The organism is Moraxella sp. RCAD0137, assembly GCF_002894025.1.
Taxonomy (GTDB): domain Bacteria; phylum Pseudomonadota; class Gammaproteobacteria; order Pseudomonadales; family Moraxellaceae; genus Moraxella; species Moraxella porci.
Genome location: NZ_LTCC01000014.1, coordinates 1 through 26,498, shown reverse-complemented (window position 1 = coordinate 26,498; position 26,498 = coordinate 1). Strand labels below are relative to the sequence as shown.

24 protein-coding genes are annotated in these 26,498 nt (G+C 47.6%); 14 read left to right on the top strand and 10 right to left on the bottom strand.

What is annotated here, in order from left to right; genetic code table 11:
* Positions 1-103 precede the first annotated feature (103 nt).
* On the bottom strand, positions 104-877 hold the full coding sequence (locus AZ602_RS08320) for an ABC transporter ATP-binding protein (protein ID WP_078317511.1): 774 nt from the start codon (positions 875-877) through the stop codon (positions 104-106).
* A 272-nt stretch (positions 878-1,149) separates the two neighbouring features.
* Here AZ602_RS08320 and AZ602_RS08315 point away from each other — a divergent pair, with 272 nt between their 5' ends.
* From AZ602_RS08315 to topA, 5 genes are all read left to right on the top strand, one after another.
* The gene (locus AZ602_RS08315) at positions 1,150-2,454 is read left to right on the top strand and encodes a glutamate-5-semialdehyde dehydrogenase (protein ID WP_103034523.1); all 1,305 of its coding nucleotides are present in this window, start codon (positions 1,150-1,152) and stop codon (positions 2,452-2,454) included.
* Positions 2,455-2,485: 31 nt separating this feature from the next.
* Positions 2,486-2,872: a carboxymuconolactone decarboxylase family protein gene (locus AZ602_RS08310; RefSeq protein WP_103034503.1), complete on the top strand. Its 387-nt coding sequence runs from the start codon at positions 2,486-2,488 to the stop codon at positions 2,870-2,872.
* A 138-nt stretch (positions 2,873-3,010) separates the two neighbouring features.
* Positions 3,011-5,713, top strand: a complete 2,703-nt coding sequence (locus AZ602_RS08305) for a DNA translocase FtsK (protein WP_103034502.1) — start codon at positions 3,011-3,013, stop codon at positions 5,711-5,713.
* An 8-nt stretch (positions 5,714-5,721) separates the two neighbouring features.
* Positions 5,722-6,354: a hypothetical protein gene (locus tag AZ602_RS08300; RefSeq protein WP_103034501.1), complete on the top strand. Its 633-nt coding sequence runs from the start codon at positions 5,722-5,724 to the stop codon at positions 6,352-6,354.
* A 186-nt stretch (positions 6,355-6,540) separates the two neighbouring features.
* On the top strand, positions 6,541-9,171 hold the full coding sequence (topA, locus tag AZ602_RS08295; protein ID WP_103034500.1) for a type I DNA topoisomerase: 2,631 nt from the start codon (positions 6,541-6,543) through the stop codon (positions 9,169-9,171).
* 312 nt (positions 9,172-9,483) lie between these two features.
* On the opposite strand, the gene polA is transcribed toward topA, so the two are convergent.
* Both polA and AZ602_RS08285 read right to left on the bottom strand, forming a co-directional pair.
* The gene (polA, locus tag AZ602_RS08290; protein ID WP_103034499.1) at positions 9,484-12,441 is read right to left on the bottom strand and encodes a DNA polymerase I; all 2,958 of its coding nucleotides are present in this window, start codon (positions 12,439-12,441) and stop codon (positions 9,484-9,486) included.
* Between the two features lie 33 nt (positions 12,442-12,474).
* A complete protein-coding gene (locus AZ602_RS08285) occupies positions 12,475-12,756 on the bottom strand; it encodes a hypothetical protein (RefSeq protein WP_103034498.1) in 282 nt (93 codons plus the stop codon).
* A gap of 143 nt (positions 12,757-12,899) precedes the next feature.
* Here AZ602_RS08285 and AZ602_RS08280 point away from each other — a divergent pair, with 143 nt between their 5' ends.
* The 7 genes from AZ602_RS08280 to AZ602_RS08250 all read left to right on the top strand — a co-directional run bounded on the left by AZ602_RS08280 (position 12,900) and on the right by AZ602_RS08250 (position 19,176).
* Complete coding sequence (locus AZ602_RS08280) at positions 12,900-14,483, top strand: peptide chain release factor 3 (RefSeq protein ID WP_103034497.1); 1,584 nt, start codon at positions 12,900-12,902, stop codon at positions 14,481-14,483.
* Between the two features lie 162 nt (positions 14,484-14,645).
* Complete coding sequence (locus tag AZ602_RS08275; RefSeq protein ID WP_103034496.1) at positions 14,646-15,146, top strand: hypothetical protein; 501 nt, start codon at positions 14,646-14,648, stop codon at positions 15,144-15,146.
* A 384-nt stretch (positions 15,147-15,530) separates the two neighbouring features.
* Positions 15,531-16,115, top strand: a complete 585-nt coding sequence (locus AZ602_RS08270; protein WP_103034495.1) for an NADPH-dependent F420 reductase — start codon at positions 15,531-15,533, stop codon at positions 16,113-16,115.
* Between the two features lie 31 nt (positions 16,116-16,146).
* A complete protein-coding gene (locus AZ602_RS08265) occupies positions 16,147-16,671 on the top strand; it encodes a nuclear transport factor 2 family protein (protein WP_103034494.1) in 525 nt (174 codons plus the stop codon).
* An 84-nt stretch (positions 16,672-16,755) separates the two neighbouring features.
* On the top strand, positions 16,756-17,619 hold the full coding sequence (locus AZ602_RS08260) for a DMT family transporter (protein ID WP_255409089.1): 864 nt from the start codon (positions 16,756-16,758) through the stop codon (positions 17,617-17,619).
* A gap of 79 nt (positions 17,620-17,698) precedes the next feature.
* The gene (locus tag AZ602_RS08255) at positions 17,699-18,511 is read left to right on the top strand and encodes a putative RNA methyltransferase (protein WP_103034521.1); all 813 of its coding nucleotides are present in this window, start codon (positions 17,699-17,701) and stop codon (positions 18,509-18,511) included.
* Positions 18,512-18,519: 8 nt separating this feature from the next.
* Positions 18,520-19,176: a hypothetical protein gene (locus AZ602_RS08250; protein WP_146025233.1), complete on the top strand. Its 657-nt coding sequence runs from the start codon at positions 18,520-18,522 to the stop codon at positions 19,174-19,176.
* A 65-nt stretch (positions 19,177-19,241) separates the two neighbouring features.
* Here AZ602_RS08250 and AZ602_RS08245 read toward each other — a convergent pair whose 3' ends face one another.
* The 4 genes from AZ602_RS08245 to AZ602_RS08230 all read right to left on the bottom strand — a co-directional run bounded on the left by AZ602_RS08245 (position 19,242) and on the right by AZ602_RS08230 (position 23,501).
* Entirely contained in the window at positions 19,242-20,282 is a 1,041-nt protein-coding gene (locus AZ602_RS08245) for a 2,3-butanediol dehydrogenase (protein ID WP_304442091.1), read from the bottom strand.
* 245 nt (positions 20,283-20,527) lie between these two features.
* On the bottom strand, positions 20,528-22,753 hold the full coding sequence (gene parC, locus AZ602_RS08240) for a DNA topoisomerase IV subunit A (RefSeq protein ID WP_103034492.1): 2,226 nt from the start codon (positions 22,751-22,753) through the stop codon (positions 20,528-20,530).
* Between the two features lie 150 nt (positions 22,754-22,903).
* The gene (locus AZ602_RS08235) at positions 22,904-23,191 is read right to left on the bottom strand and encodes a 4a-hydroxytetrahydrobiopterin dehydratase (protein WP_078254533.1); all 288 of its coding nucleotides are present in this window, start codon (positions 23,189-23,191) and stop codon (positions 22,904-22,906) included.
* 34 nt (positions 23,192-23,225) lie between these two features.
* Positions 23,226-23,501 (bottom strand): GNAT family N-acetyltransferase, encoded by a 276-nt coding sequence (locus tag AZ602_RS08230; protein WP_103034491.1) that lies wholly within the window; start codon positions 23,499-23,501, stop codon positions 23,226-23,228.
* A 306-nt stretch (positions 23,502-23,807) separates the two neighbouring features.
* On the opposite strand from AZ602_RS08230, the gene AZ602_RS09995 reads away from it, so the two are divergent.
* The gene (locus AZ602_RS09995) at positions 23,808-23,999 is read left to right on the top strand and encodes a DNA/RNA helicase domain-containing protein (RefSeq protein WP_146025234.1); all 192 of its coding nucleotides are present in this window, start codon (positions 23,808-23,810) and stop codon (positions 23,997-23,999) included.
* A 1-nt stretch (position 24,000) separates the two neighbouring features.
* On the opposite strand, the gene AZ602_RS08225 is transcribed toward AZ602_RS09995, so the two are convergent.
* Positions 24,001-24,393 carry a MerR family DNA-binding protein gene (locus AZ602_RS08225; protein ID WP_227525206.1) on the bottom strand — a complete coding sequence of 131 codons (393 nt, stop codon included), beginning with the start codon at positions 24,391-24,393 and terminating at the stop codon, positions 24,001-24,003.
* A gap of 88 nt (positions 24,394-24,481) precedes the next feature.
* Here AZ602_RS08225 and AZ602_RS08220 point away from each other — a divergent pair, with 88 nt between their 5' ends.
* Positions 24,482-25,096, top strand: coding sequence for a cation transporter (locus AZ602_RS08220; protein WP_103034489.1), 615 nt, complete (start codon positions 24,482-24,484; stop codon positions 25,094-25,096).
* Positions 25,097-25,134: 38 nt separating this feature from the next.
* Here AZ602_RS08220 and AZ602_RS08215 read toward each other — a convergent pair whose 3' ends face one another.
* Together AZ602_RS08215 and AZ602_RS08210 are read right to left on the bottom strand one after the other, a co-directional pair.
* On the bottom strand, positions 25,135-25,503 hold the full coding sequence (locus tag AZ602_RS08215) for a helix-turn-helix domain-containing protein (protein ID WP_103034488.1): 369 nt from the start codon (positions 25,501-25,503) through the stop codon (positions 25,135-25,137).
* 20 nt (positions 25,504-25,523) lie between these two features.
* On the bottom strand, positions 25,524-26,216 hold the full coding sequence (locus tag AZ602_RS08210) for a GNAT family N-acetyltransferase (RefSeq protein WP_103034487.1): 693 nt from the start codon (positions 26,214-26,216) through the stop codon (positions 25,524-25,526).
* Positions 26,217-26,498 lie beyond the last annotated feature (282 nt).

The following is a 26,498-nucleotide window of genomic DNA, read 5'->3' as shown; positions in this document are numbered from 1 at the left end:
ACTCCTTGGGCTAATATTGGCTAAAACGGATCTTTGGCTATGGCAAAGCTTGGTGTCAGTATCAGGGCAGTTTAATATAAAAGGCAAAAACTTGGCGCCTTACTCATCGATGTGATGCCATAAACTCACGCACGCGTGCCGATTTGGGATTATCGAACACTTCTTCTGGCGTGCCGATCTCTTCGATGCGGCCTTGATGCAAGAAGACGACTTTGCTTGAGACTTCACGAGCAAAACGCATCTCATGAGTGACGATCAGCATGGTGCGACCTTCGGCGGCCAGCTCACGCATCACTGCCAGCACTTCATTGACCAGCTCAGGGTCAAGTGCCGATGTCGGTTCATCAAACAAAAGCACTTGTGGCTTCATTGCAAGCGAACGCGCGATGGCGACACGCTGACGCTGACCACCCGATAGATTATCAGGATAGGCATCTTTTTTGTCCAATAGGCCGACTTTGGCAAGCAGTCGCTCGGCTTCTTGGATGGCTTCGTCTTTGCTGATGCCCAGCACTTGAGTTGGGCCTTCGATGATGTTTTGGAGGATGGTTTTGTGCGGCCATAGGTTAAAGCTTTGGAAGACAAAGCCGATCTTTGAGCGCAATTTTTCTAGCTGCTTGCTATCAGCGGCCACCAACTCGCCTTTTTTGGCCTTAAGCTTAAGCTCTTCTTGACCGACAATGATCTTGCCTGAGGTGGGATTTTCTAGCAGATTAATGCAGCGCAGCAAAGTGGATTTGCCCGAACCTGACGAACCCAAAATGCTGATGACATCGCCATCATACGCCGTCAAAGACACGCCTTTTAACACATCAAGCGAACCATAGCTTTTGTGAATGTCTTGTAAATCAAGGGCAATCGGGCGTAAATCGGTCATGTAAATTCCTGAATAATAGGCATAGCTGCCATAATAAATGTCTGATCTGGTGATGATGTCAATGGCTAAGCTTACCCAAAAGACAAAATGCATCACTATATTTTTACCCAAAAATTCAATAAAGGCAATATTTTTCGCAATTTTTTCTATATTTATTACAATTGGCAATAATTCAGCGGTGGCATTTTGTGTGGTTTATGCTTACAATGGGTGAGCGAATGTATATTAAGATAAATCAAAAGCCAGACCATAAAAGCGCCACAGAGGGAAATATGACAGCAAAACAGCCATTCAATCAGCCAATTGACGATGTCGCCACATACATGACTCAAGTCGGTCGCCAAGCCAAAGCTGCCGCAGCTCACCTTGCTGGTGCCGACACGAAGACCAAAAACCATGCCCTAAGCTGTATCAAGCAGGCTTTGATAGAGCAAAAACAAGCGGTGCTTGATGCCAATGCCATCGATGTCAAAGCAGGGCAAGATAATGATCTTGAGGCATCGCTCTTGGATCGCTTGGTGCTCAATGAAGTGCGTTTTGATGGCATGATCGCATCGCTCGATGATGTGATCGCTTTGCCTGATCCTGTGGGTGAGATCAGTCACATGACCTATCGCCCATCAGGCATTCAACTGGGCAAAATGCGTGTACCGCTTGGTGTCGTCGGTATGATCTATGAATCTCGTCCAAATGTCACCATTGAGGCGGCAAGTCTTGCCATCAAATCGGGCAATGCCATCATCTTGCGTGGTGGCTCTGAGGCGTATCATTCCAACCAAGCCATCGCTGCCTGTATCCATGCAGGGCTGAATATGGCAGGTCTGCCACAGGATGTGGTGCAGGTGCTAGCAACCACAGATCGCTCGGCGGTGGATAGTCTAATCACGATGAAAGAGGCGGTCGATGTGATTATTCCGCGTGGTGGCAAGGGGCTGATTGAGCGTATCAGTCATGGTGCAACGGTACCAGTGATTAAGCATTTGGACGGGAATTGCCATACTTATATCGATCAAGATGCCAATCACGAGATGGCGATTAAGGTTGCCACCAATGCCAAAACTTCTCGCTATGGTACCTGTAACACCATGGAGACGCTACTGGTGTATGAAGCACTCGCAGCCGAGCTGTTGCCTGCCATCACACAGGCGATGATGGATGCAGACAGTGCCATGCAGTTTCGCTTATGCCCAGTCAGTCAAGGCATACTTGGGCAGAGTGACGCTTATCAGCCGGCGACAGAAGATGACTGGTACACAGAGTATCTGGCACCAATCTTGGCAATCAAGGTGGTGGGCAGTCTCGATGATGCCATCAGTCACATCAATCACTACGGCAGCCATCATACCGATGTCATCATCACTGAGAACTATACCACTGCCAATGCCTTTATCCGTCGTGTTGATTCATCGAGTGTGATGGTCAATGCATCCAGCCGATTTGCTGATGGCTTTGAGTATGGCTTGGGTGCTGAGATTGGTATCTCAACCGATAAAATCCACGCCCGAGGACCTGTAGGTCTGCATGGACTGACTTGTGAAAAATGGGTGGTCTTTGGACATGGGGAAGTGCGAAGCTAGTTAATCATCAGCATTTTAAGGAGAAATATGAATGGATAATAACCCAACCTACCAAAACGGCATCACCGTACGCAAGCAAGTGATGGGGGATGCGCATGTGGAGCGTTCGATGGGGCAGGTAACGCCATTTACTGCACCATTACAAGACTGGATTAATGAACATGCTTGGGGTTCGACTTGGCAACGTGATGGCATTGATCGTAAAACCCGTTCATTAATCACCATGGCGTTCTTGATCGCTCAAAAAAGTCCAGCCGAACTCAAAGGGCATATTCGTGGGGCCATCAATAACGGTGCAACAGTTGCAGAAATCCAAGAAGTACTGCTACACAGCTTACCCTACTGCGGCGCACCTGCGACCCAAGAAGCCTACCGTGCTGCCGTCGATGTGCTGACCGAGATGGGGCTGCTGGACTGATGGCTGATTAAAGCTTTGGGGTGGGTGGATCGCTAAGAGACATCGAATAAGTAATATTTGGCTAAATTTGTTAAATTCGCTATAATAGACGGTTTATGATGCATTTATAAACCGTCCATCGCCTGCCTACGAGTTATCATGACGAACCTATTTCAACACCCAACCATCACCAACATCATGGGCAAACTGCCCACAATTAAGCAGCTGATTTTTAGCATCTGCGGCATTATTTTATTTGTGTTTCTTTTCTTATCCTTGTTGTCCTTTGATGCAGCCGATTCGGCATGGTCACATGTCGGCAGCGATACACAAATCAATAATGTCGGCGGCAGGCTGGGCGCTTGGGTGGCGGATATTTTGCACGCGTTTTTTGGTTATGGATCGTGGGTGCTGGTGCTGGTGCTGGCCTATGAGTTGGTGCGTCTGTGGTGGACGCATGTCAAGCTGGTCTGGGCGTTGCGCATTTGTGCTTATGCATTATTGATGCTGTTTGTCAGTGGATTGCTCGCTTATATCGGTGCACTCAATGAGTCATGGTCAGCGGCCAGTTTGGGCGGTGCCATCGGTTATGAGCTACAAAAAAATCTGACGACAACTATCGGTGCGATGCCAACAGCACTGGTGCTGTTATTGGTCATTGTTGCCATCTTGGTGCTGGGCTTTGAAGTTCGCTGGCGCAATGTGATAGGGATGGTGTTTCAATGGATTGGCGCCGAAAAAACCCAACCAATGTCAGATGAACAGGGTGAGGATGTTATTGATGCACATGAGCTGTCTGATGATGAGCCTTTGGTGCAGGATGATGAGAATCTGCCCTATCAGGCGCACAATCACGCAGGCGCGCTAGAGAGCTTCTTGCAGCATTCGGGTCTGCGCGAAGAGCTGATCGCCAAAGAACAGGCCGAGCAAGCCGCTGCCGCCAAAAAAGTCATGGATGAAAGAATCGCTGGGCAGATGAATGCCGCTGCTGCGACCGATGCCAATCTGCAGGCGCAGACACCTGCGATGGATGCGCAGATGGGTGCATGGCAAAGTGAGATCGATCCAGTCCACTTTACCAATCAAGCTGACAGCGTTGTGCAGACCCATGAGATTAAGCCAGTGACTCAAGAGCCTGAGCCATCCGATGCACCATCGACAGTGGAGCGATTCAAACAGATCCATAAAGTCGGCGCATCTGAACAGATCATCCAGCCACAGCCCGAGCTAGAGGTGGACGAGGCAGAGGCGGACGAGGCAGAGGTGAGTGCGGTATGGCAAGCCCCAACTGCTGCCGTCAGCGAGCCAGCAGCACCGACACCAGCGCCAGCTGCACAGCCGATCGCCAAATCTCGAGCCATGGACACCTTGAGCCATCGATTGAGCCTCACGCCGCTGCCTGATCTTGACATACTTGATAAGCCAGATCTGAGCGCCAAGCCAAAGGTCAGCGAAGCCCAATTACAACAGGCCTCAGAGCTTTTGGAGATCAAATTACAAGAATTTAATATCCAAGCGCAGGTCGTCTCAGCGATGGTTGGTCCTGTGGTGACGCGCTTTGAGGTGGAATTAGCGCCTGGGGTGAAAGCCAGTCGCGTCACTCGCGTATCGCAGGATCTGGCACGCTCGATGTCCAAGGCATCACTGCGCGTGGTGGAAGTCATCCCTGGTAAGCCATACATCGGCATCGAAGTACCAAACGATAAGCGTGAGATGGTGCGTCTGATTGAGCTACTAGATACGCCAGATTATCGTGATCCAGACAAACAAATCGCCATCGCTGTCGGCAAAGACATCGGCGGCAAGCCTGTGATTGCTGACCTTGCCAAAGCACCGCATATGCTCGTTGCTGGTACGACAGGCTCGGGTAAGTCGGTACTGGTGAACTCATTTTTGATGTCGATGCTGCTTAAATACACGCCCGATCAGCTAAAGCTTGTGTTGATTGACCCAAAACAACTAGAGCTTGCCAACTATGGCGATATTCCGCATCTATTGACACCCGTGATTACCGATATGAAAGATGCGGTAGCGGCATTGACTTGGTGCGTCAATGAAATGGAGCGTCGTTATCAGCTGATGAGTAAGCTTCGTGTGCGTAAGATCAGCGAGTTTAACAAAAAAGTCGAACAAGCTGAGATGACAGGTGAGCCAATCTATGACCCGCTATGGCAGATGAATGATAGCGTCAGTCAGTCCAAGCCACCTAAGCTTAAACCATTACCAACCATCGTCATCGTCGCTGATGAATTTGCCGATATGATCATGCAGCTTGGCAAGACTGCCGAAGAGCCGATCGTGCGTCTTGCCCAAAAAGCTCGTGCCGCAGGCATCCATCTATTGCTCGCCACTCAGCGTCCGACGGTCAATGTGGTCACAGGCCTGATTAAGGCGAATGTGCCTGCCCGTGTGGCACTCCGCGTTAACTCAAAAGTCGATAGCCGAACCATCATCGAAGAAGGCGGCGCTGAAGATATGCTGGGTCATGGCGATATGATGTTTATCGGCCCGGGCAAAAATAACCCAGAGCGTGTACATGGTGCCTATGTCGATGATGATGAGGTGAACCGCGTCTGTGATGCGTGGCGTGAGCGCGGCAGCCCTGATTATATCGATCTGTCTGACAGCTATACCTTCGAGGGTGAGGGCAGCGGCGAGATGGGTGGCGGCAGTATCGATGGTGATGAGCTATACGAAGCAGCAGCAGCCTTTGTGGTGGAGACACGCAAGCCATCGATCTCAGCGGTGCAGCGCAAATTTAGCATCGGCTATAACCGTGCTGCGCGCCTGCTTGACCAGATGGAAGAGCGCGGCTTGGTGTCGTCGATGGACCACAGCGGCAAGCGCCAACTGCTTTTATAGGATGACAGATGGACTTATCAAGTAGCAGCATCGCCATCCTTGTTGTGCTGGGCGTGGCTGGATTTTTTGTGGGCAATTTTATGGCAGCGCGCCCCAAGGCACAAGAATCACGCGTGGCGGATTTTCGATTGATGGCGCGAAAGATGGGCATCTATCCCAAGCTCATCGCGCGCCCCGAATGGCTCAGCGATACGCTAAAGGCACTCAGACCGCCCAAAGCAGATCCATACGCGCGCACAGATACCAGCGTCCCGATGATCGCGCAGTACACTGTGATGATGGATGAGCTAAAGCTGCCTTTGGCGCACTATCGGGCAATCGATGGCCGATGGCAGCTACTTGATCAACAGATCCACACACCAAAGATGCAGCGACAAGTCTCAAAAATCGATGGCACAGTGATTGATTTGCCAGCATCGATTGCATCTTATGCATTGGGTTTGTCGATCAAGGCCAACCACATCAGTCTGTACTGGTTGGATGATTCATATCAACATAGCTACAAAGCCTATAAGCTGGATAATCAGCAAGCTGAGGCAGATTTGTCCCACTTAAAACAGCAGTTGATGGCATGGGCGCGGTCGGTGAATGATGGCATGAGCGCGTCATCAGATGAGCCAGAGGATAGAAAACTTTGGTAATTTTTTTATAAAATGATTGACAAAAAGCCATTTGCACCCTATAAATGCAAACAGGGAAGCTGATGCTGTTTGGGTCATCGGATCCAAAAAAGCGTTTATGATCGGATTTCGATCCTTGTAATCGCGCCATCAAAGCTTAAGAATATGGCGCAATTTTCATTTTATTAGTTGAATTAAGGCAAAGACATGGCAACCACCAAAAAAACCACCACCAAAGCTGCGGCAAGCTCGACCACAGCCAGCGCCAAGGGCAAAGCCTTGGTGATTGTGGAGTCGCCTGCCAAAGCCAAAACCATCAATAAATATCTGGGCAATGACTATATTGTCCGCTCAAGTGTCGGTCATGTGCGTGATTTGCCTGTCGGCGGCACAACCACCAAGGCCACCAAAGCAGACGACGAAGGATTGTCTCGTGAACAAAAAGCCGAGCGCGCCTTGGTGCGTCGTATGGGCGTCGATCCTGAGCATGGCTGGAAGGCAGTCTATGAAGTCTTACCAAATAAGACCAAAGTTATCCGTGAGCTTAAAGCTTTGGCCAAAGATGCTGATAAGATCTATCTGGCGACGGACTTGGATAGAGAAGGGGAGGCGATCGCTTGGCACCTAAAAGAAGTCATCGGTGGCGATGATGCCAAATATAGTCGAGTAGTATTTAACGAAATCACCAAAACCGCCATCCAAAATGCCTTTGAACACCCTGATCAGCTGAACATCGACCGTGTCAATGCGCAGCAAGCACGCCGTTTCCTTGATCGTGTGGTCGGCTTTATGGTATCGCCGCTGCTATGGGCGAAGATTGCTCGTGGTTTGTCGGCAGGGCGTGTGCAGTCGGTAGCGACTCGTTTGGTGGTGGAGCGTGAGCGAGAGATTCGTGCTTTTGTCCCTGTTGAATATTGGGAAATTCACACCAATAACAGTGCAGCAGGCGAGACGCTTCGTCTAGAAGCCACCAAGCAAAACGGCAAAACGCTTAAGATGAGCAATCAAGCCGAAGCGGATGCGGTGGTGCAGCTCCTACAAAGCTCCCCCTTTGTTGTCTCAAGCATTGATGAGAAGCCGACCCAGTCACGCTCATCAGCGCCATTTATCACATCGACACTGCAGCAGGCGGCAAGCACTCGCCTAGGCTTTAGTGTCAAAAAGACCATGATTTTGGCTCAGCGTCTGTACGAAGCAGGTCATATCACCTATATGCGTACCGACTCGACATTCCTAAGTCAAGATGCGCTCAATTCGGTGCGTGGCTATATCAGCCAAAACTTCGGCGATGCCTATTTGCCAGACAAGCCAAATTTCTATGGTAATAAACAAAACGCCCAAGAGGCACACGAAGCCATCCGCCCGTCATCGGTGGCAGTCAAGTCATCACAGCTGACTGGTATGGAGCGTGATGCACAGCGATTGTATGAGCTGATTTGGCGTCAGTTTGTGGCGTGTCAGATGACACCAGCACGCTATCAGTCGGTGAATCTGATTGTCACAGCAGGTAATGTTGAGCTCAAAGCTAAAGGTCGTACACTTGTGTTCGATGGCTATACTCGAGTACAGCCACCTGCCAAGAGTGATGATGTGTTATTGCCTGCAGTCAAGGTTGGTGAGAGCTTGCCACTGATCAGTGTTGAGCCATCACAGCATTTCACCAAGCCGCCAGCAAGATACAGTGAAGCAAGCCTGGTCAAAGAGCTTGAGAGCCGTGGCATCGGTCGTCCATCGACTTATGCATCAATCATCTCAACCATCCAAGAGCGTGGCTATGTCAAGCTTGAAAATAAGCGCCTATATGCCGAGAAGATGGGTGATATCGTCACCGAACGCTTGGTGGAGAGCTTCCCTGATTTGATGGATTATGCTTTTACCGCAGGGCTAGAAGACAAGCTTGATGAAGTGGCGGTCGGACACGAAGACTGGAAAGCGGTGCTGGATAATTTTTATGGTGGCTTTAAGGCAAAACTAGAAACTGCAAAGTCCAGCCAAGGTATGCGCCCGAACGATCCGACCAATGTGCCGGATATTCACTGTGATATTTGCAGTCGTCCGATGCAGGTGCGTACTGGTAGCACGGGCGTATTTTTGGGCTGTACGGGCTATAATCTGCCGCCAAAAGAACGCTGCAAAGGCACCAAAAATCTGATGCCTGTATCGGCTTTTGAGTTTGATGCTGATGATGATTCGGCCGAAGTCAATGCCTTGATGGAGAAAAAACGCTGTCCAAAATGCAACGCAGCGATGGATGGCTACATCGTTGATGGCGGTCTAAAGCTTCACATCTGCGGCAATAATCCTGACTGTGATGGCTATTTGCTTGAACAAGGTGTCTTTGAAGTGGGTGGGGCGACCAATGATGCGCCGACCATTGATTGTGATAAATGCGATGGACAAATGGAGCTCAAGACAGGTCGTTTTGGGGCGTATTTTGCGTGCCGCAAGTGTGATAATACCCGTAAAGTGCTCAAAAATGGCCAAGCTGCGCCACCACGCATGACAGCGATTGCCATGCCCGAGCTGCGTTCACAGAAATTTGATGATCATTATGTACTGCGAGAAGGGGCGGCGGGGCTATTCTTGGCAGCATCAAAATTCCCAAAAGTACGAGAAACTCGCCCACCAAAGCTTGCCGAGCTACGCAGCATCAAAGATCAGATGGAGCCAAAATTCCATTATCTGTTTAATGCGCCTGATGTTGATGATAATGGCAACCCAACCATCTTACGCTGGAGTCGTAAAAACAACGAGCAATACATCGGCTCCGAAAAGGACGGCAAGGCGACTCGTTTTGCACTTGTTTGGCGAAATGGTGCTTGGGTAAGTGAGTCGTGATGCGTTGTACGAAATTTCTTACAACGATTGACGCATTTTGCGTATTTGTATTATGCAAAAAATCATGCATAATACACACATAGCAACGGAGAACCCTGATGGAGCAGGGCAAGGATGACATGCTATTCAAGGAAGGTTGGTAAGGATACGGATTTTACGGTGGTAAAATCAGGGAAAACAACGGGCGGTGTCTGATGGCATCGCCCGTTGTTTTTTTGTCTGTTTTTTGGCCGAAATAACAGCTGGTCACAAGCCAAAAAAACCGCTCATGCACCACATGAACGGTTTTGGGATAGATTTAGAATTGGCGTATCAATGTGCCTGATCCCAGTTGTCACCGATACCGACTTCGACGACGAGCGGCACGGCAAAGTCCACCTGCCAGCCACGCACTGCCACAAAGTCGTCCAGTACCGATTGCATGGCATCTTTGATGATGGCAGCAATGTCATCGGCTTTGTCTTGATCCACTTCAAATACCAGTTCATCATGCACTTGCAGTAGCAATTTGGCATGATCTTTTGGCAACACTTGATCGACGGCAATCATCGCAAGCTTGATGATCTCAGCGGCTGAGCCTTGTAGCGGTGCGTTGATGGCGGCACGCTCGGCAGCTTCTTTGATCATGCGATTACTGCTGTTGATGTCAGGCGAATATAGCTTACGACCCAGTAGCGTCTGTACATAGCCGTGTAGTTTGGCATGGGCTTTGGTGTTCTCCATATAGTCATGGATGGCAGGATATCGAGCAAAGTAGCGTTTGATATAATCCTGCGCCACCGCACGATCCACACCAAGCTGCTTGGCAAGCCCAAAGGCACTCATGCCGTACAATAGCCCAAAATTCACCGCCTTAGCCGCTCGGCGTTCGTTCGATGTCACTTCATCAAGTGGCTTATTCATGATTTCACTGGCGGTGGCGGTGTGAATGTCTAACCCACGGTGAAAGGCATCAATCAGGCGTTCATCACCGCTAAAATGTGCCATCAAACGCAGCTCAATCTGCGAGTAGTCCGCCGCTAGGATGACACGACCTTTTGGCGCAATAAAGGCTTCACGGATCAGACGCCCTGTATCGGTGCGAATCGGGATATTTTGTAAGTTTGGATCTGATGATGATAAGCGACCTGTGGTGGTCAGTGCCTGATGGTAACTGGTGTGCACTCGGTTGTCTTTGTCGGCAGCACGAGCCAGTGCATCCGTGTAGGTGCTTTTGAGCTTGGATAGACTGCGATGCTCAAGCACGACATCGACCAGCGGATGATCGATTTTGGCAAGGATAGCTTCGGATGTCGAGTATTGGCCAGTTTTGGTTTTTTTGCCACCTGGTATGCCAAGCTTATCAAATAAAATCTCGCCAAGCTGTTTTGGGCTTGCTAGGTTAAACTGCTCACCGGCAAGCACTTCGGCACGCTGTTCAAGCCCCAAAATCTCAGTATCAAAGCGGTGCGACAGTGTACCAAGAAAATCGGTCGCAATCAAAATCCCATCATGCTCCATCTGTGCTAGAATCTGCGCTGTTGGGATCTCAAGCTTGTGCAATAAGCGGTGTGCTGTGGCATCTTTGGACAGATATTGTGAAAATATACTAAATAGTCTAAAAGTAATGTCAGCATCTTCACAAGCATAGTGGGCAGCGATGTCGATGTCGATTCTATCGAAGGTGAGCTGCTTTGCACCTTTGCCTGCGATGTCTTCGAATGTGGTGGTCGTCACGCCCAGATAGTGCTTGGCGATGTCATCCATATTATGACGCGTCGCAGTGTTGTTGATCACATAGCTGGCAAGCATGGTCTCAAATGCCCAATTATTCGGCGTGCTATGAATATCTCCAATCAAATCAATGCCATAATTGGCAAAAATATGCGCATCATATTTGATATGCTGACCGATTTTGCTGATGTTTGGGTTTTCTAAGAGTGGCTTGAATTTTGCCAATACAGCATCGCGTGGCAGTTGTCCATCAAGTAATACGCCCAAATCATCGACATGACCGACAGGAATATAATAAGCATCAAAGTTTTGGTAGGCGATGCTGATACCGACCAATTCGGCGTGTTGCCAGTTGATACTCGTGGTCTCAGTATCGATGGCAAAATACGGTACGCTATGAAGTTTGGCTAATAACTCATCAAGCTGATCCATCGTGCTGATGGTCTGATAAGTCACAGGTTGTGATGGCAAGGTTGGAACGCTCATTGCGTCGACGCTCTCATCACCAAGTGTGTCAATTTCCTGAAAGGCTTGCGTAAACTGTGCTTCAAGCTCGGTATCTATCTTGGCAGCCACCGCATCGACGCTCTCATCATCGGCATGAAAGGCAGTTTCAAGCTTGGCAAGTTTGTCACTGATGGCACTAATCTCTGTGCGAAACTCAAGCTCACCAAATAAGCGATGCAGCTCATGCAGGCGAGAGGGATCGTCATCGCCTTGAAGTTTGATATCATCAAATTCAAACGGCAAACGCAGATTGGTGACGATGGTCGCCAGCGTGCGATTGAGCGGAATCTCATCACGATGCTCGGCAAGATTTTTGCCCACCACGCCTTTGATGCTGTCCAGATTTGCCAAGATGCCATCGATGTCTTGGTATTCGGTGAGTAGTTTGGCGGCGGTCTTGGCACCGACTTTTGGGATGCCTGCGATGCCATCGGAAGCGTCCCCCATGAGTGTCAGGTAGTCGGCGATTTGGGTGGCGGTGACGCCAAATTTGTCGATGACTTGGGCAGGGTCAGTCAGCTTACCCGTGAAACTGTCTTCGAGCGTCACGCAGTCATTGACCAGCTGTGCCATATCTTTATCACCAGTTGAGATGATCACTGGATGTCCTGCTTGACACGCCTGATGGGCGAGTGTGCCAATGATATCATCGGCTTCAAAACCATCAAGCTTGATCAGGGGAATGCCAAGCAGTTCAATCATGCGATGAATGTAGGGAATCTGTACCCGCAAATCATCATCCATCGGTGGGCGGTGCGCCTTATAGCTGTCGGATAACTCATGGCGAAAGGTCGGCGCTTTGGTATCAAATGCCACTGCCATATATGCAGGCTTATAGCGACGCATGAGCTTATTTAGGGCATTCAATACGCCACGGATGGCATTGGTCGGTAGGCCGTCTTTATTGGATAAAGGTGGCAGACCAAAAAAACAGCGAAACAGATAATATGAGCCATCGACCAGCACCACAGGCGCGCGCGTGCTATCGATGTGGCTGGTGTCAAATTTGGCAAGGTTTGGGATGTCGGTATAGGCGGTCAAATCGGTCATGGGTGTGTTCTTATAATCAAGTGAGCTGTCAAATCAGCGGATATTAGCACGAATCCACTCAGGATAGCGGACGGCAAGTTTGGCACAGACGGCCTTGGCGATAATTTGAATGATAAAGGCAAAGACAATCATCACGCCGACATAGATGGCGACTTCTAGCGTGCTTTTGTTATCCAGCCCGGCGTGTTGGCTGGCTGAGAATACCAATACGAAGCCAAGCACCATCATGGCATATTTGAGCCATAGCTTACGCTGATAGACATTAAAAGCAATTAATAGTAAGCCAAGCAGTGCATAAATCACGGTAAGGGCCATAAAATTCCTATTGTCTAAATCGAATGTATGCCATCATTATAACAGTCAATACTGTCATTTCATACTCAAAAATTGCTTGATGTGTGCTATAATTTGGCATCATTTTTATCCAATTTTTTGCCAAATTTAACCGAAATACAATTATGACCACACACCTATCCCAAATCCAGCGCCGCCGCACCTTTGCCATCATCTCCCACCCTGACGCAGGTAAAACCACCATGACCGAAAAGCTCCTGCTATGGGGGCAAGTCATTCAGACTGCAGGCGAAGTCAAATCCCGCAAAACCGACAAACACGCCACCTCTGACTGGATGAGCATGGAGCAAGAGCGTGGGATTTCTATCACCACCTCTGTCATGCAGTTTCCTTATGGCGATAACATGGTGAACTTGCTTGACACCCCTGGACACGCCGACTTTAGTGAAGACACTTACCGTACGCTGACTGCGGTGGACAGTGCCTTGATGGTGATTGACGGTGCTAAGGGCGTAGAAGAGCGGACGATTAAGCTCATGGATGTCTGCCGTATGCGTGATACGCCAATCATCTCATTTGTTAATAAGCTTGACCGCGAAATCCGTGACCCTTTGGCACTGCTTGATGAAATTGAAAGCGTGCTAAAAATCAAATGCGTGCCGTTTACTTTTCCGATTGGTATGGGGCAGGATTTTGTTGGCGTGTATCATCTGGGCGAAAACAAAACTTACTTTTATAAAAAAGGCTTTGGCACACAAATCACCGACATCGAAGTGCGTGATGGCTATGAGCATGACGACATCAAAGAGCGACTGGGCGAGCTTGTGTGGAATAAGTTTGTGGAAGACTTGGAGCTTGCACAGATGGCACATGAAGACTGGGACGAAAGCGAGTTTTTGGCTGGTCGTCAGACGCCTGTGCTGTTTGGTACGGCGTTGGGTAATTTTGGGGTAAATATGATTTTGGATGTGCTCACCCAATACGCCCCACCGCCAAAAGACCATGAAACGCTTGAGCGTACGGTCAAAGCAGACGAGCCAGAATTTACAGGCTTTGTCTTTAAAATCCAAGCCAATATGGACCCCAAGCACCGTGACCGTGTTGCCTTTATGCGAATTTGCTCTGGGCGATATGAGCGTGGCATGAAGATGAATCATGTGCGTATCGGCAAAGAAGTGCGTGTGTCGGACGCGTTGATGTTCCTAGCGGGCGACCGTGAGACGCTGGACGAAGCTTATGCAGGTGATATCATTGGTCTGCACAACCATGGCACGATTCAGATTGGCGATAGTTTTACCAGTGGTGAGAATCTAAACTTTACGGGCATTCCGCACTTTGCCCCAGAGCTGTTTCGCCGTGTGGTGCTAAAAGACCCGCTCAAATCCAAACAACTTCAAAAAGGCTTGCAGCAGCTGTCCGAAGAAGGCGCAACCCAAGTATTTATGCCACAAATCAATAATGATTTGATTCTAGGTGCGGTGGGTGTCTTGCAGTTTGAAGTGGTGGCACATCGCCTAGCCGAAGAATACAAAGTGCAATGTACCTTTGAGCCTGTATCCATCGCGACCGTACGCTGGGTGCATTGTGATGACAAAGTGGCGTTTGAAAAATTCAAGAAAAAAGCCCACGACCAGCTATCGGTGGACGGCGGCGGCTATCTGACTTATCTTGCCCCAAGCCGTGTCAATCTACAGCTCATGCAAGAGCGTTATCCTGAAGTGGAGTTTCGTGCGACAAGGGAGCATTGATTTGACAATCAAATCGCTCATTTAAAATCCTATCAATATAGTAAATTGCTCATTGATACTAATGAGCAATTTACTAAATAATATCTTAAATTATAATCTATTAACAAAGAGCTAAACAAGGCAATATTAAAAAAGCAACAGATTTTTTGGATGGGATTTTGTATGAATAAAATTATTTATAAAGCTTTTATGATCGCTGTTTTGGCTTTTGTGCTGCCTATTATGATTTATTCTTGGATGGATAGATTTAAAAATCCTGAATTTTACGCACCTATCAAATTGGATTATGATAAAAAGAAAGCTGAACTGCAACAAATCTTAGATACGGTCACAGTCAATCTACCGCCATTTGATAACAGAGATGATTTTAAACGCACTGATGCACAATCCATTTCTATCACCTATCATTATCACAACCCCAAAGCAAGTGATATTGAAACATTGCTAGAAAACATTCAAAAAATTGCCGATGATGTTGAATTATCCGAACATAACACTGCCAAACATTCTTTTTATAAACGGTTTTGTGTCGGCGAAAATGAAATATCGGTAGGTGATTACAACTTTGATAATTTATACCATGTAAGTTTATATGTTAGTTTTTATAAGTATGATGATTGTCGGCGCTGGGTGTATGAAAGTAATAAGAAAAAGAATGAGTGATTTACCGGTATCTGCCAATAACTTCATGATATAAAATAGATATTATCTACGACTCCCGCATTTGGAAGTAGGCTCATTTTGTTCTCTCTGATAATTTAGGGTGATTCTTTACTTTGTCTTATTATTGACAAAGTGCATGGCATTGATTGCAAATCATCAAATCATATATGCACTACCTGCACAATTAAGTTGGATGCAACAGGGTGTTGCAAATGATCATATGTAAAGTTTTGAATTTTGGTTTATTTTTATATCTGATGATTAGAATAATTTTCATCCAATCCACCCAAATGACCGCCAAGTTCTACCCATTGCCAACCGCCTAAGTATTGGCGTATGATGATGTCATAACAATAAAAGTCATAACAACAAAAAAGGATCATTATGAACATCTCAATCATCGGCCAAGGCAACATGGCCAACGCCATCAAATCCCATCTACAAGACGCCGGCCATGCGGTCACGCTCATCGGTCGTGATGTCCCTGATACACTGGATTCATTGGTGATTTTGGCGATTCCGTATGCATCACATCAGCAGTTTGTGGCGGATCATCAGGCCAAGCTTAGCGATAAAATCATCATCGATATCTCAAATCCTGTTAATTTTCAGACGCTAGACACATTGGTCGTGCCACAAGGCGAGTCAGCAGCAAGCTTGCTGCAGCAGGCATTGCCATCAGCACGCATCCTAAAGGCATTTAACACCACATCGGCATTTATACTAAATGCCAAAAAAGTCGCCGATCGAGATGCGCCGACGGTGCTGATCGCAGGCGATGATGCCGACGCCAAACACACACTCATCACCGCTCTACAAGGCTCAAGCCTAAATGCTGTGGATGTCGGCAGTCTTAATCAAGCCAAGCAGCTAGAAGCACTCGGGATGCTGCAAATGTATCTGGTCAAAAACGGCATCACTGCCAAGACGGGTGGCTTCTCGCTCTTGGGCTTGACTTCGGATAAATAATCAATCACACCACAACAATAAGGAAAAAGACATGAAATATACTCTAAAATCATTGGCAATACCCATGGCGGCAGTGATACTAAGTGCCTGTGCTGCCACACCAAGCGTCACGCAGCCTGTCATCGTCAGCACAAATACACCATCAGTGACTCAGCAGGCGAATGAAGCTGCCGTACGAGCCGTCATGCAGCGTTATCAGCAGGCGATGCGCACCGCTGATGTGGATGGGATCGCAAGTGTGCTGCATCCTGATGTGGTGACTACTTTTCAAGATCGCTTAACTGCCAAAGGCAAAGCACAGGTGCTACAAAATTATCAAGGTACCTTTGCGGCGATGGATTTTGGCACCATTGATTATGTGATTGATGATATCGTCGTCGATGACCAGCTGGCGATGGTGGCGACCATCCATCCTGTCGGCTCATATGTCACCAATAAAAAAGACGGCAGCCGACATCTGGATCATAATCGCGAATTGTTTATCCTAAAACAATCTCAAGGCGATTGGCTGATTTATCGTTATATGTACAACCAAACGCCAGAACAGGCACGATGATTGTGCTTGCTTTGGTCAGTTAAGCGGTTATAATACAGTGGGGCGTGATGCGTCCCATTTTTGTTATAAAAAAGGTGGTCATCGGTGAAATCATACACAGACACAGGCTCATTTCTCGGCTCGCTATGGATGGTGGTCGCTGCGGTATGTTTTTGTACGATGGGCATTTTGGTCAAGGCGGCAGGTGGTCGATTTGCCATGCACGAGTACGAACTGGTGTTTTGGCGAGTGATTTTTGCTACGATTGTGCTGGGCGTGCAGGCGTGTATCGCCAAACAAAGCTTTGCCACCGCTTATCCCAAAGCGCATTTTTGGCGGTCGTTAGCGGGTACGCTTGGGCTTGTGATGTTCTTTTTTGGCTTGGTGCATCTGCCTTTGGCGACGGCGATTACTTTTAATTATACTTCCAGTCTATTTTTGGCACTGTTTTCGGTACTGATTTTGAAGCAATATCCATCAGGGCTGACTTGGTTTGCTTTGGTGCTTGGCTTGGTGGGTATTGGCTTGATTTTGCAGCCGAGTATCTTGGGGCACGGATGGCTACCGACTTTGGTGGGCTTGGGTAGTGGTGCGGTGGCAGGCTATGCCTATCTACAGGTACGAGAGCTGTCGCTACTTGGTGAGCCGTCGTGGCGGATTGTGTTTTATTTTTCGGCATTGGCAAGCGTGGTGACTTTTATCATCAGTACCATTAAGGGCTGGACGATGATCAGCGTGGAGATGGTGCCGTATTTATTGGGCATTGGGCTGTCGGCGATGTTTGGGCAGTTGGCAATGACTCATGCTTATAAGGTTGGGCGTAAATTTATGGTGTCTGCTTTGGCGTATCTGACTGTTGTGCTATCCACCTTGTACGGGGTCGTCGCCTTTGATGAGATGCTACCGATGATGGCGATGGTGGGGATTGGGCTTGTGATTGGTAGTGGCATTTTGGCAGGCAAAAAATAAGCACCAACACCGCCAATCCCAAAAAATCAGTCAGCTATGCTACAATAGCCAATCCATTGACAATGACTCAAAATACATCATGCTCACCTGTCCAATCTGCCAACAGTCCTTGATACTCACCCAAAAAAGCTACCGCTGCCCATCCAATCACAGCTTTGATATCGCCAAAGAAGGCTATGTCAATCTGCATGTTGTTCAGCATAAAAAGAGCAAAAATCCTGGTGATACGCCCGAGTCGGTGGCAGCACGGCGAGCGTTTTTGTCGGCAGGATATTATCAGCCGCTCAAGACAGGCGTACAGCATATCATCAGTCGCTTGTCGGCACGCACGGTGCTTGATATCGGCTGCGGTGAAGGCTATTATACCGAAGCACTTGGACAAGTAGCACAAAGCGTCATCGGCATGGATATCGCCAAATCTGCCGTGCAAGCCGCCGCCAAAGCGTATAAAACCAGCACTAACATCACTTGGGTGGTCGGCACAGGTGCGGTACTGCCTGTGGCAGATGGCAGTATCGATGTCTGCACGAGTCTATTTAGCCCACTACCAAAAGATGAGATGCTAAGAGTACTACAGCCAAAGGGTCATCTGATCGTAGCAACCCCTGCACCCAACCATCTGTATGCCATGCGTGAAGCATTATTTGGTCAAGTGATATCGCATGAGCCAGAGAAGTTCATCGCAAGTCTGGCGCCTGAATTTGAGCTTGTGGATGAGCATCTGATGATGAGTGAGTTTAGCTTGGATAATACCATGCTTAAGCATCTGATTGCCATGACGCCTTATGCCTACAAGGCAAAAGCTGACAAACGAGCCGAGCTTGAACGCTTTGATACACTTGATGTGCGTGGCGAATTTTGTGTGTTTGTGTTTAAAAAGGCGGTGAGATGATGGGGCAGATGACGCGATTTTTTGGCAAGATCAGTATTGTTGCAGGTGCTATGGCAGTGATTTTGGCAAGTGCAGGCTGTGCCAATCTGCCAAACACCACACCAAGCCAAGCACCAACCATAACCTCAACCACAACCGCTCAAAGTTATGCGCCGTATGACTTTGCCATCTTATCACCGATGGCGCAGGCATATCTATACTCACAAGCAGGGCAGGCGTATGATGTTGCCTTGCGCGATGAGTTTATCCGCTTTGTTAATCATCATCACTTGATCGGACATGACGGCGCAAGATTGCAGCTGAATGCAGATGGCACGGGCAGTTTTTTGGATGAATACAAATACTGGCTGAATCTTGCGGTGAATATGGCATACCATCAAGGCGATGACTTGCACGCGTATGAATTTCTTGCGCAGAAAAAAGATAAAAATCCGTATTATATCGATGATTTTCAAGGATTTATCAATAAGCAAGTAACAATGACAAGCTGCACCGCACCTGATCGCTGCACGGCTGCACCCGTGATCAGTAAACTTACCCAAAACAGCAACAGCGCTTGGCTGATCCGTGATGGTGCGCGTTATGATCATGCGCTGATGGCGATGATAATCGCTGCCAAACTGCGTGCTGATGGCAAGCGGGTGAATTTTGGGCTGTTTTGGTGAGTGAGAAAAATCCCAAAGCGATGAACTTTGGGATTTTTTGGTAAATTTAAGCAAGATTGGTTGGTTTATTTTGGCTCAACCAAGATTTTGACTTGGCTTTTTTCTTTGACCAGTGCTTCAAAACCTTCTTCAACGATATTTTCAAGCTTAATGCGTTTGGTAACCAGCTTATCTTTACTAAAGTAGCCTTGTTCCATCAGTTTTAGCACCGCAGGGAAGACATCACGATAGGCAATGATGCCTTTGACGGTTTTTTCTTTGATGACGATTTCGTTCGGGTGGATGGACGCTTCACCTTCCCAGATACTGACAATCACGCATTCGCCGTCATTTTTGATGGCTTCGATGGATTGTTTTAGCACAGGGGCAACGCCTGTCACTTCAAACGACACATCCGCACCACCACCTGTTAGGCGTTTGATTTCGGCGACAGCGTCCACTTTGGCAGGGTCAATGACGATGGCACCAAGCTCAGTGGCTTTGGCTTGGCGTTCGGTAGATAGCTCTACGGCATAAATGTCGGTTGCACCCGCTGCACGCAAGGCTTCAATGACTAATAGACCAATAGGACCACAGCCAAACACGGCAGCAGTATCGCCAGCTTTTAGCTTGCTTTGACGCACCGCATATAGGGCGACGGCCGCAGGCTCGGTCAAGGCGCCTTGTTCATAGTCAATGCTGTCAGGTAGCTTATGCACAAGCTCGGCATCCACCACACAAAATTCAGCAAAGCCACCATCCGCCATTAGGCCTACAAAGCCTAGGTTTTCGTCTAGATTGTATTTGCCTGTTAGACCGTTTTTGGCAAGGATTGGCTCAACGGTGACACGGTCGCCCACTTGCACACCAGTCACATCGCTACCGACTTCCACGATTTCACCGGCAAATTCATGCCCCATGGTGATGGGGGCTTTTTGACCTGAATAAGGGTGGTTGTCTTTGGTGGGGATAAAAATAGGTCCGCCTAGATATTCGTGCAAATCAGAACCACAAATGCCTGTGTATTTGACAGCGATTTTGACTTGATGGGCTTTTGGGCTAGGGATGGGAGCGGTTTCAACACGGATATCACGCTGACCATACCAGCGAGCGACTTTCATACTCATAGGAATTGTCCTTTGATTTATTTAAAACACACCGAAAATAAGATCGGCACTATTTAGGTTGGGTGGATGATGATGTTTATCAAGGGTAAATTTGGCACTATTTTTATGCTGATATGGAATAATTCATAATACCAGTATGATTATTTTATCTTAATAATCCACCTGAGAGTGAGTTGATAAATGATGAGTGATTGATCAATAAAAAACGGTGGCTATTACACCACCGTCTGTCTTGCTTGTCATCCTCATTCAGCATCTTTGATGAGCTTGGTCATTGCATTCACTTTGCCAAAACCCTTTGGTAGTGCAGCACCACGACCAGCGCGCTTGCCAGTATAATTGGCAATGTCATTGGGCTTTAGCGTCAGTGTGCGTTTGCCTGCACTGATGACTAGGCTATCATTTGCCGATAGGCTTGTGATGGCGGTGATGGTCTCATCGCCTTTGAGATTGACCAGTTTATTACCCTTGCCCTTGGCTAGCTGTGGCAGATCATCAAGCGGGAAAATCAGCAGATTGCCATTGGAGACACTGACCGCCACAAGCGTATCTGCTTCATCAATCAGTGCGACGGGTAGGAGTGTGCCATCGCCTAGGTTGATGCTGGTTTTGCCAGCTTTTTGGGCGGTGTCGAGATTATTGATGCTATTGACAAAGCCATAACCTGTGCTACTTGCCATGATGATATTGTGCGGGGTGTTAAATAGCAGCTGCTCGATTTTGTTACCACTGGCTAGGTTTAGTAGGCTGGTGATTGGATCGCCTTGACCACGAGCTGATGGCAGATTGACGGTATCTAGTCCGTAGCTACGCCCTGTGTTGTCCAATAAAATCAGGCGTTCAGTTGATTTGCCCAGTGCATGGGTCAGATAGCCGTCGCCAGCACGGTAGTTCATCTCGCTTGGATCGGTGCTATGCCCTTTGGCAAGGCGAATCCAGCCTGCTTGTGAGATAACGACGGTCACAGGCTCAGCACTAATCAGCTCAGTGGCTTTTAGGCTGGTGGCTTCATCACGCTCCACTACAGGTGATCTGCGTTCATCGCCATGCTCTTTGGCGTCGGCGGTCAGCTCATCGATCAGTAAGGCGGTGAGTGCATCCGGATTGGCCAGCTGTTCGGCGATCACAGCGCGCTCAGCTTCTAGGCGATCGCGCTCAGCATTGAGTTCGATTTCTTCAAGCTTGGCAAGCTGACGCAGTTTGATATCCAAGATGGCATCTGCTTGAATGTCCGACAGTCCATAGCGATTCATCAGTTCAAGCTTGGGGTCGTCTTCTTCGCGGATGATGCGGATGACTTCATCGATATTTAGGTAAGCAATCAAAAGACCTGCCAAGATGTGCAATCGCTTATCAATCTTATCCAAGCGGTGATTGAGCCTGCGAATGACTACATTGCGACGCACGGACAGCCACTCAGACAAGATGGTTTTTAGGTTTTTGACTTCAGGCTTGCCATTGACGCCGATCATGTTCATATTGACCCGAAAACTGGTTTCAAGATCGGTATTGGCGAATAGATGGCTCATGATTTTATCAATATCAAGCTTGCCTTTTTTGAGCTCAATCACGATACGGCACGGGTTGGCATTGTCCGATTCATCATTGGCATCGACGACCCAAGGCAGTTTCTTATCATTCATCAATTTGGCGATTTGTTCGATGATTTTGTTGCCAGAGACTTGATAAGGCAGGGCATCGATGACGACGAGATTTTTTTGTTTTGGGTCGATGTGATAAGTGGCACGCATCTTGTAGCTACCACGACCAGTTTCGTACATGGCGACGAGCTCATCTTTTGGGGTGATGATTTCGGCGGTGGTCGGCAAATCAGGCGCAAGGATGGTTTGGGTCAGCTGCTTGACCGACAAATCAGGGTTCTTTAATAGGCGGATACAGGCTTTGACGACTTCGTTCAGATTGTGCGGTGGGATGTCCGTTGCCATACCGACGGCGATGCCTGTTGTGCCATTTAATAAAATATTTGGCAAGCGAGCAGGTAAGGTGACAGGCTCGGTCAATGAGCCATCAAAGTTATCTTGCCAATCCACCGTGCCTTGCTCAAGCTCGGTCAGTAGCGTGTTGGCATACTGACTCATCTTGGCTTCGGTGTAACGCATGGCGGCAAAGGATTTTGGGTCATCAGGGCTACCCCAGTTGCCTTGACCGGTGATGAGCGGATAGCGATAGCTGAACGGCTGTGCCATCAGCACCATTGCTTCATAACACGCAATGTCGCCATGCGGATGGTATTTGCCCAGCACATCACCGACGGTACGAGCGCTTTTTTTGGGCTTGGCGGTGTGGCGTAGCCCAAGCTCGCTCATGGCATAGACGATGCGTCGCTGTACAGGCTTGAGCCCGTCAGCGATGTGCGGCAGCGCACGGTCCATGATGACATACATGGCGTAGTTGAGATAGGCATATTCGGTAAAGTCGCTTACCGAGCGGGTATCGATGTGCGTGGTCATAATAGGGTATCAATCAGAAATAATCGACTATGATAGCAAGTTTTATCAGTTTTAGGCAATGCCCAACCGAGCTAAGCCGACCGATTTATAAGCAAATACAACAAAAGCAATGACCGATCAGCCATTGCTTTTGTTGGGTGATGTGGGTGATTATAGTGCTTGTAATGAGCTTTCCATACGCTTGGCAAGCTGCACATCACGGCTTTGGACAGCAGATTGTTCTGCATCGCCGATACGGACGCTCACGACATTATAGTCGTGCTGCCACACAGGATAATGCTCAAGGCTTTGGGCAAAAAACGAGACACGCACCATAAAGCTCATCGCTGTGGCAAAATCTTCAAAAGTATAAGTCTTAATCAGGCTGTTGCCATCTCGAGACCACCCTGGTAGCCCATCCAGCTGTAGGGCGACTTGGTCGGAAGTTAGACTGCTCATAGTGTTTCCTAAATTCAATCAATCAAAATGTGGTTTATTTTAGCACAGATTGATATTGGGTGTGCTTATTTATGTAATGCGCGACAAAAGAACAGGTCGGCACGACTTTTTTGCCGTGCTCGACGGCATAGTCTAGGGCGACTTGGGTCAATGCCGAGCCGATGCCCCGACCGCCAAGCGCACTTGGGACGATGGTGTGATCATAAATCAGTATGTCATCGCCAGCCACTTGGTAGCTCAGATAAGCGGTAATCCCATCGATGGTGGTCTCAAAGCGTTGGGCGGTGGTGTTGTGGGTGATGTTCATGATGCGTCCTTGTTTGGTTGTTGATTTATAATAATACAGTTTTTAAATTATGTAAATGGGCGGTGATCTTAAGTATCGCCAAGTTTTTTTGATTGCTTGAGGTTTGTATGATATTTATCTCAAAACATAAATAGGCAAAGAAACGCTACACTGTTTTTTGGCAAAAAAACAGCGGTTTGTCAGCTGATTATATGATCAGAGCCAGAGTTTTGATTGATGTGATGAATCGCCATCAGGCTGGTGCGTTATTGCATGTCTGATTGGCGGTGGCCAAGAAATTAATACTGGTGAAGTAGGTCTTAACTCGGGATTTGGCAGAATGTCAATAAAGCGGACGATAGACAATACATCCAAAATGCTCACCGTGTACTACTGACACGTGCTCGTCAAGGTATGGTGATTTGGATTCCTGAAGGCAGCAGAGCAGATGATACTCGCAAACCTTGTTTTTATGATGGGACGTATCAGTATTTGCGTTCGTTGGATATTAAGGAATTATAATTCATTCCCCAAACTTCTTGATACCCTCAATGATCTGACAATGGTCAATATCGCGAGCATGACAGTTTACCACGCGCTCAAGTAAGGCTTTGATCTGTTGGCACTGCTCGATCTGCCGGTCAATCTGATTCAGATGCGCTTTGGCAAGGGTATCAGCCATTTGACAAGAATTATCGGGATTGGCTTGTAGGACAAGCAGCTCACGAATCTCATTAAGGCTAAAACCAATGGTACGGCATGCCTTGATAAAATGCAGCTCATCTAACTGCACCTGATTAAATGATCGATAGCCATTGACATCTCGCTTGGCAGGCGTGATAAGCCCAAGCCGTTCATAATAGCGGATGGTCTCAAGATTGATGCCGCTTGATTTGGCAAGTTCGCTAATTTTCATCATTTTTCCTTCGTTTATCCTTGACTCTGTAGCGACTACAGGGTTTATAGTATAGCTGAGTTGATGAGAAATTACATGGGAGATTATCATGGCTTGCACTTCTTGCTCGCACGACACAGCCGCCAAACGACTATCACCAGCCTACAAAAGAGCCTTATGGGTTGTCCTGCTGATCAATGCAGCGATGTTCGTCGTTGAGATCTTAGCGGGCATCAGTTCAGGCTCGGTGTCGCTATTGTCCGATAGTTTGGACTTTTTGGGTGACAGCGCTAATTATGTCATCAGCCTGATCGTGCTGCCGATGGCATTGTCTTATCGTGCCAAGGCATCTCTAGTCAAGGGAGTGACGATGGGAGCGTTCGGGCTGTTTATCCTAGCGACCACGGTGTATCGGCTGTGGTATGGTGAAGTACCAAGCCATAGCCAGATGAGTCTTGTGGGGGCGCTGGCGTTATTGGCGAATGTCACAGCAGCATGGCTGCTATACCGCTTTCGTGATGGCGATAGCAACATGACAAGCGTCTGGCTATGCTCCCGCAATGATGCTATCGGCAATGTTGCCGTAATCGGTGCAGGGATTGCTGTGTATTTTACCAGTTCAAGATATCCTGATCTGGTGGTGGCGTTTATCATGGCGGCATTGGCGTTGAGTGCGGGTGTCGCCATCATCAAGCAAGCATTAGGCGAGCTAAAAACTGCTTAATCCAATAAACCTCAATGGCGATCCAAAGCGATCGCCATTTAACAATTATTTTGACTTGCCAAAATCCCACCCAAATTCTCTTCTAGCCAGTCCACCAAATCGGCAAGCTTTTCACCAGCGATTTTGCCATAGTCGGTGAGTGAATATTCCACATGGGGTGGCACGGTGTTATAAGATTTGCGATGCACCATGCCATCATGTTCTAGTTGTTGCAAAGTTTGCGTGAGCATTCGTTCGCTGACGCCTTCAATCTCACGGCGAATTTCGCTAAAGCGTTTTGTGCCATCGGCAAGCACGATCATCACCAGTACACCCCAACGGTTGGTGAGATGCTGTAGGATTTGCCGAGATGGACAACTGGCTGCCAAGACATAGCCGCGTTCGATTGAGTTTGAAACATTTTCCATTTTTATCTCCTTGATTTTTTTTATTCATCATTTAATGCTGTGCGCTGTTGCCCGTTTTCATCAAAATTTTCAGGTTGTAACCAGCGTTCATATTTGGGTTTCATCGCTTGATAGTCTTCTTTGATCATTGAATACCAATTGGTATCTCGTGTGCGGTTTTTATACACTTGTGCTCGGCGAAAGGTGCCTTCGAAATGAAAGCCTAAGCGTTTTGCGGCACGGTTAGAGGGCGCATTTAAGCTATCGCATTTCCATTCATAACGGCGATATTGCAAAACCTCAAACACATATTGCATGACCAAAAACTGTGCTTCCGTTGCCAAGCGTGATTGCTTTAATTCATCGCCATAAAGCACCCAACCCATTTCTATGACACGATTGGCGGCATCAATACGCATCAAGGCAAATGTTCCAACAGTTTTACCTGAGACTTTGTCCACAATCGCTAAATAATAAGGATCGTGAGATTGTGTCATTTTTTCAAAATAAGCCCGAAAATCCGCTTGATTTTTAAAGGCTTCAATAGATAAATAAGTCCATTGTGCTTCAGGGCTTTCTGCGCCATAAAAATGGTAGGCATCATCAAAATGTTTAAAACTGATTGGTTCAACAATGGTATAACGACCGATTAGCTGTTGAATATTGGGCTGTTGTCCTGCTGAATAATCCGTTAATGTTTCCCCGATGGGTTGATTGAGATGGTTGAGTGGCATAATAATCCTTTCATAAAATATATAATAAAATCAATGAATTAAAAATTATTTTCATACTTACATTTTTGTAAGTACTTACTAAAAATAATTTACTCATCTATAATACGCCACATCAAGCAATTTTTCAAGATGTTAACTTTTGATAATCGGAGTATTTTTATGAGCTGAATTTACAATCCAAGTGCAACAAAAAAAGAAGTACTCATCAACTAGAATATAATTTTGTTTCCACACAAAAACCACTTCCAAATGATGAGTACTTCCTACCGACATCTTACAATA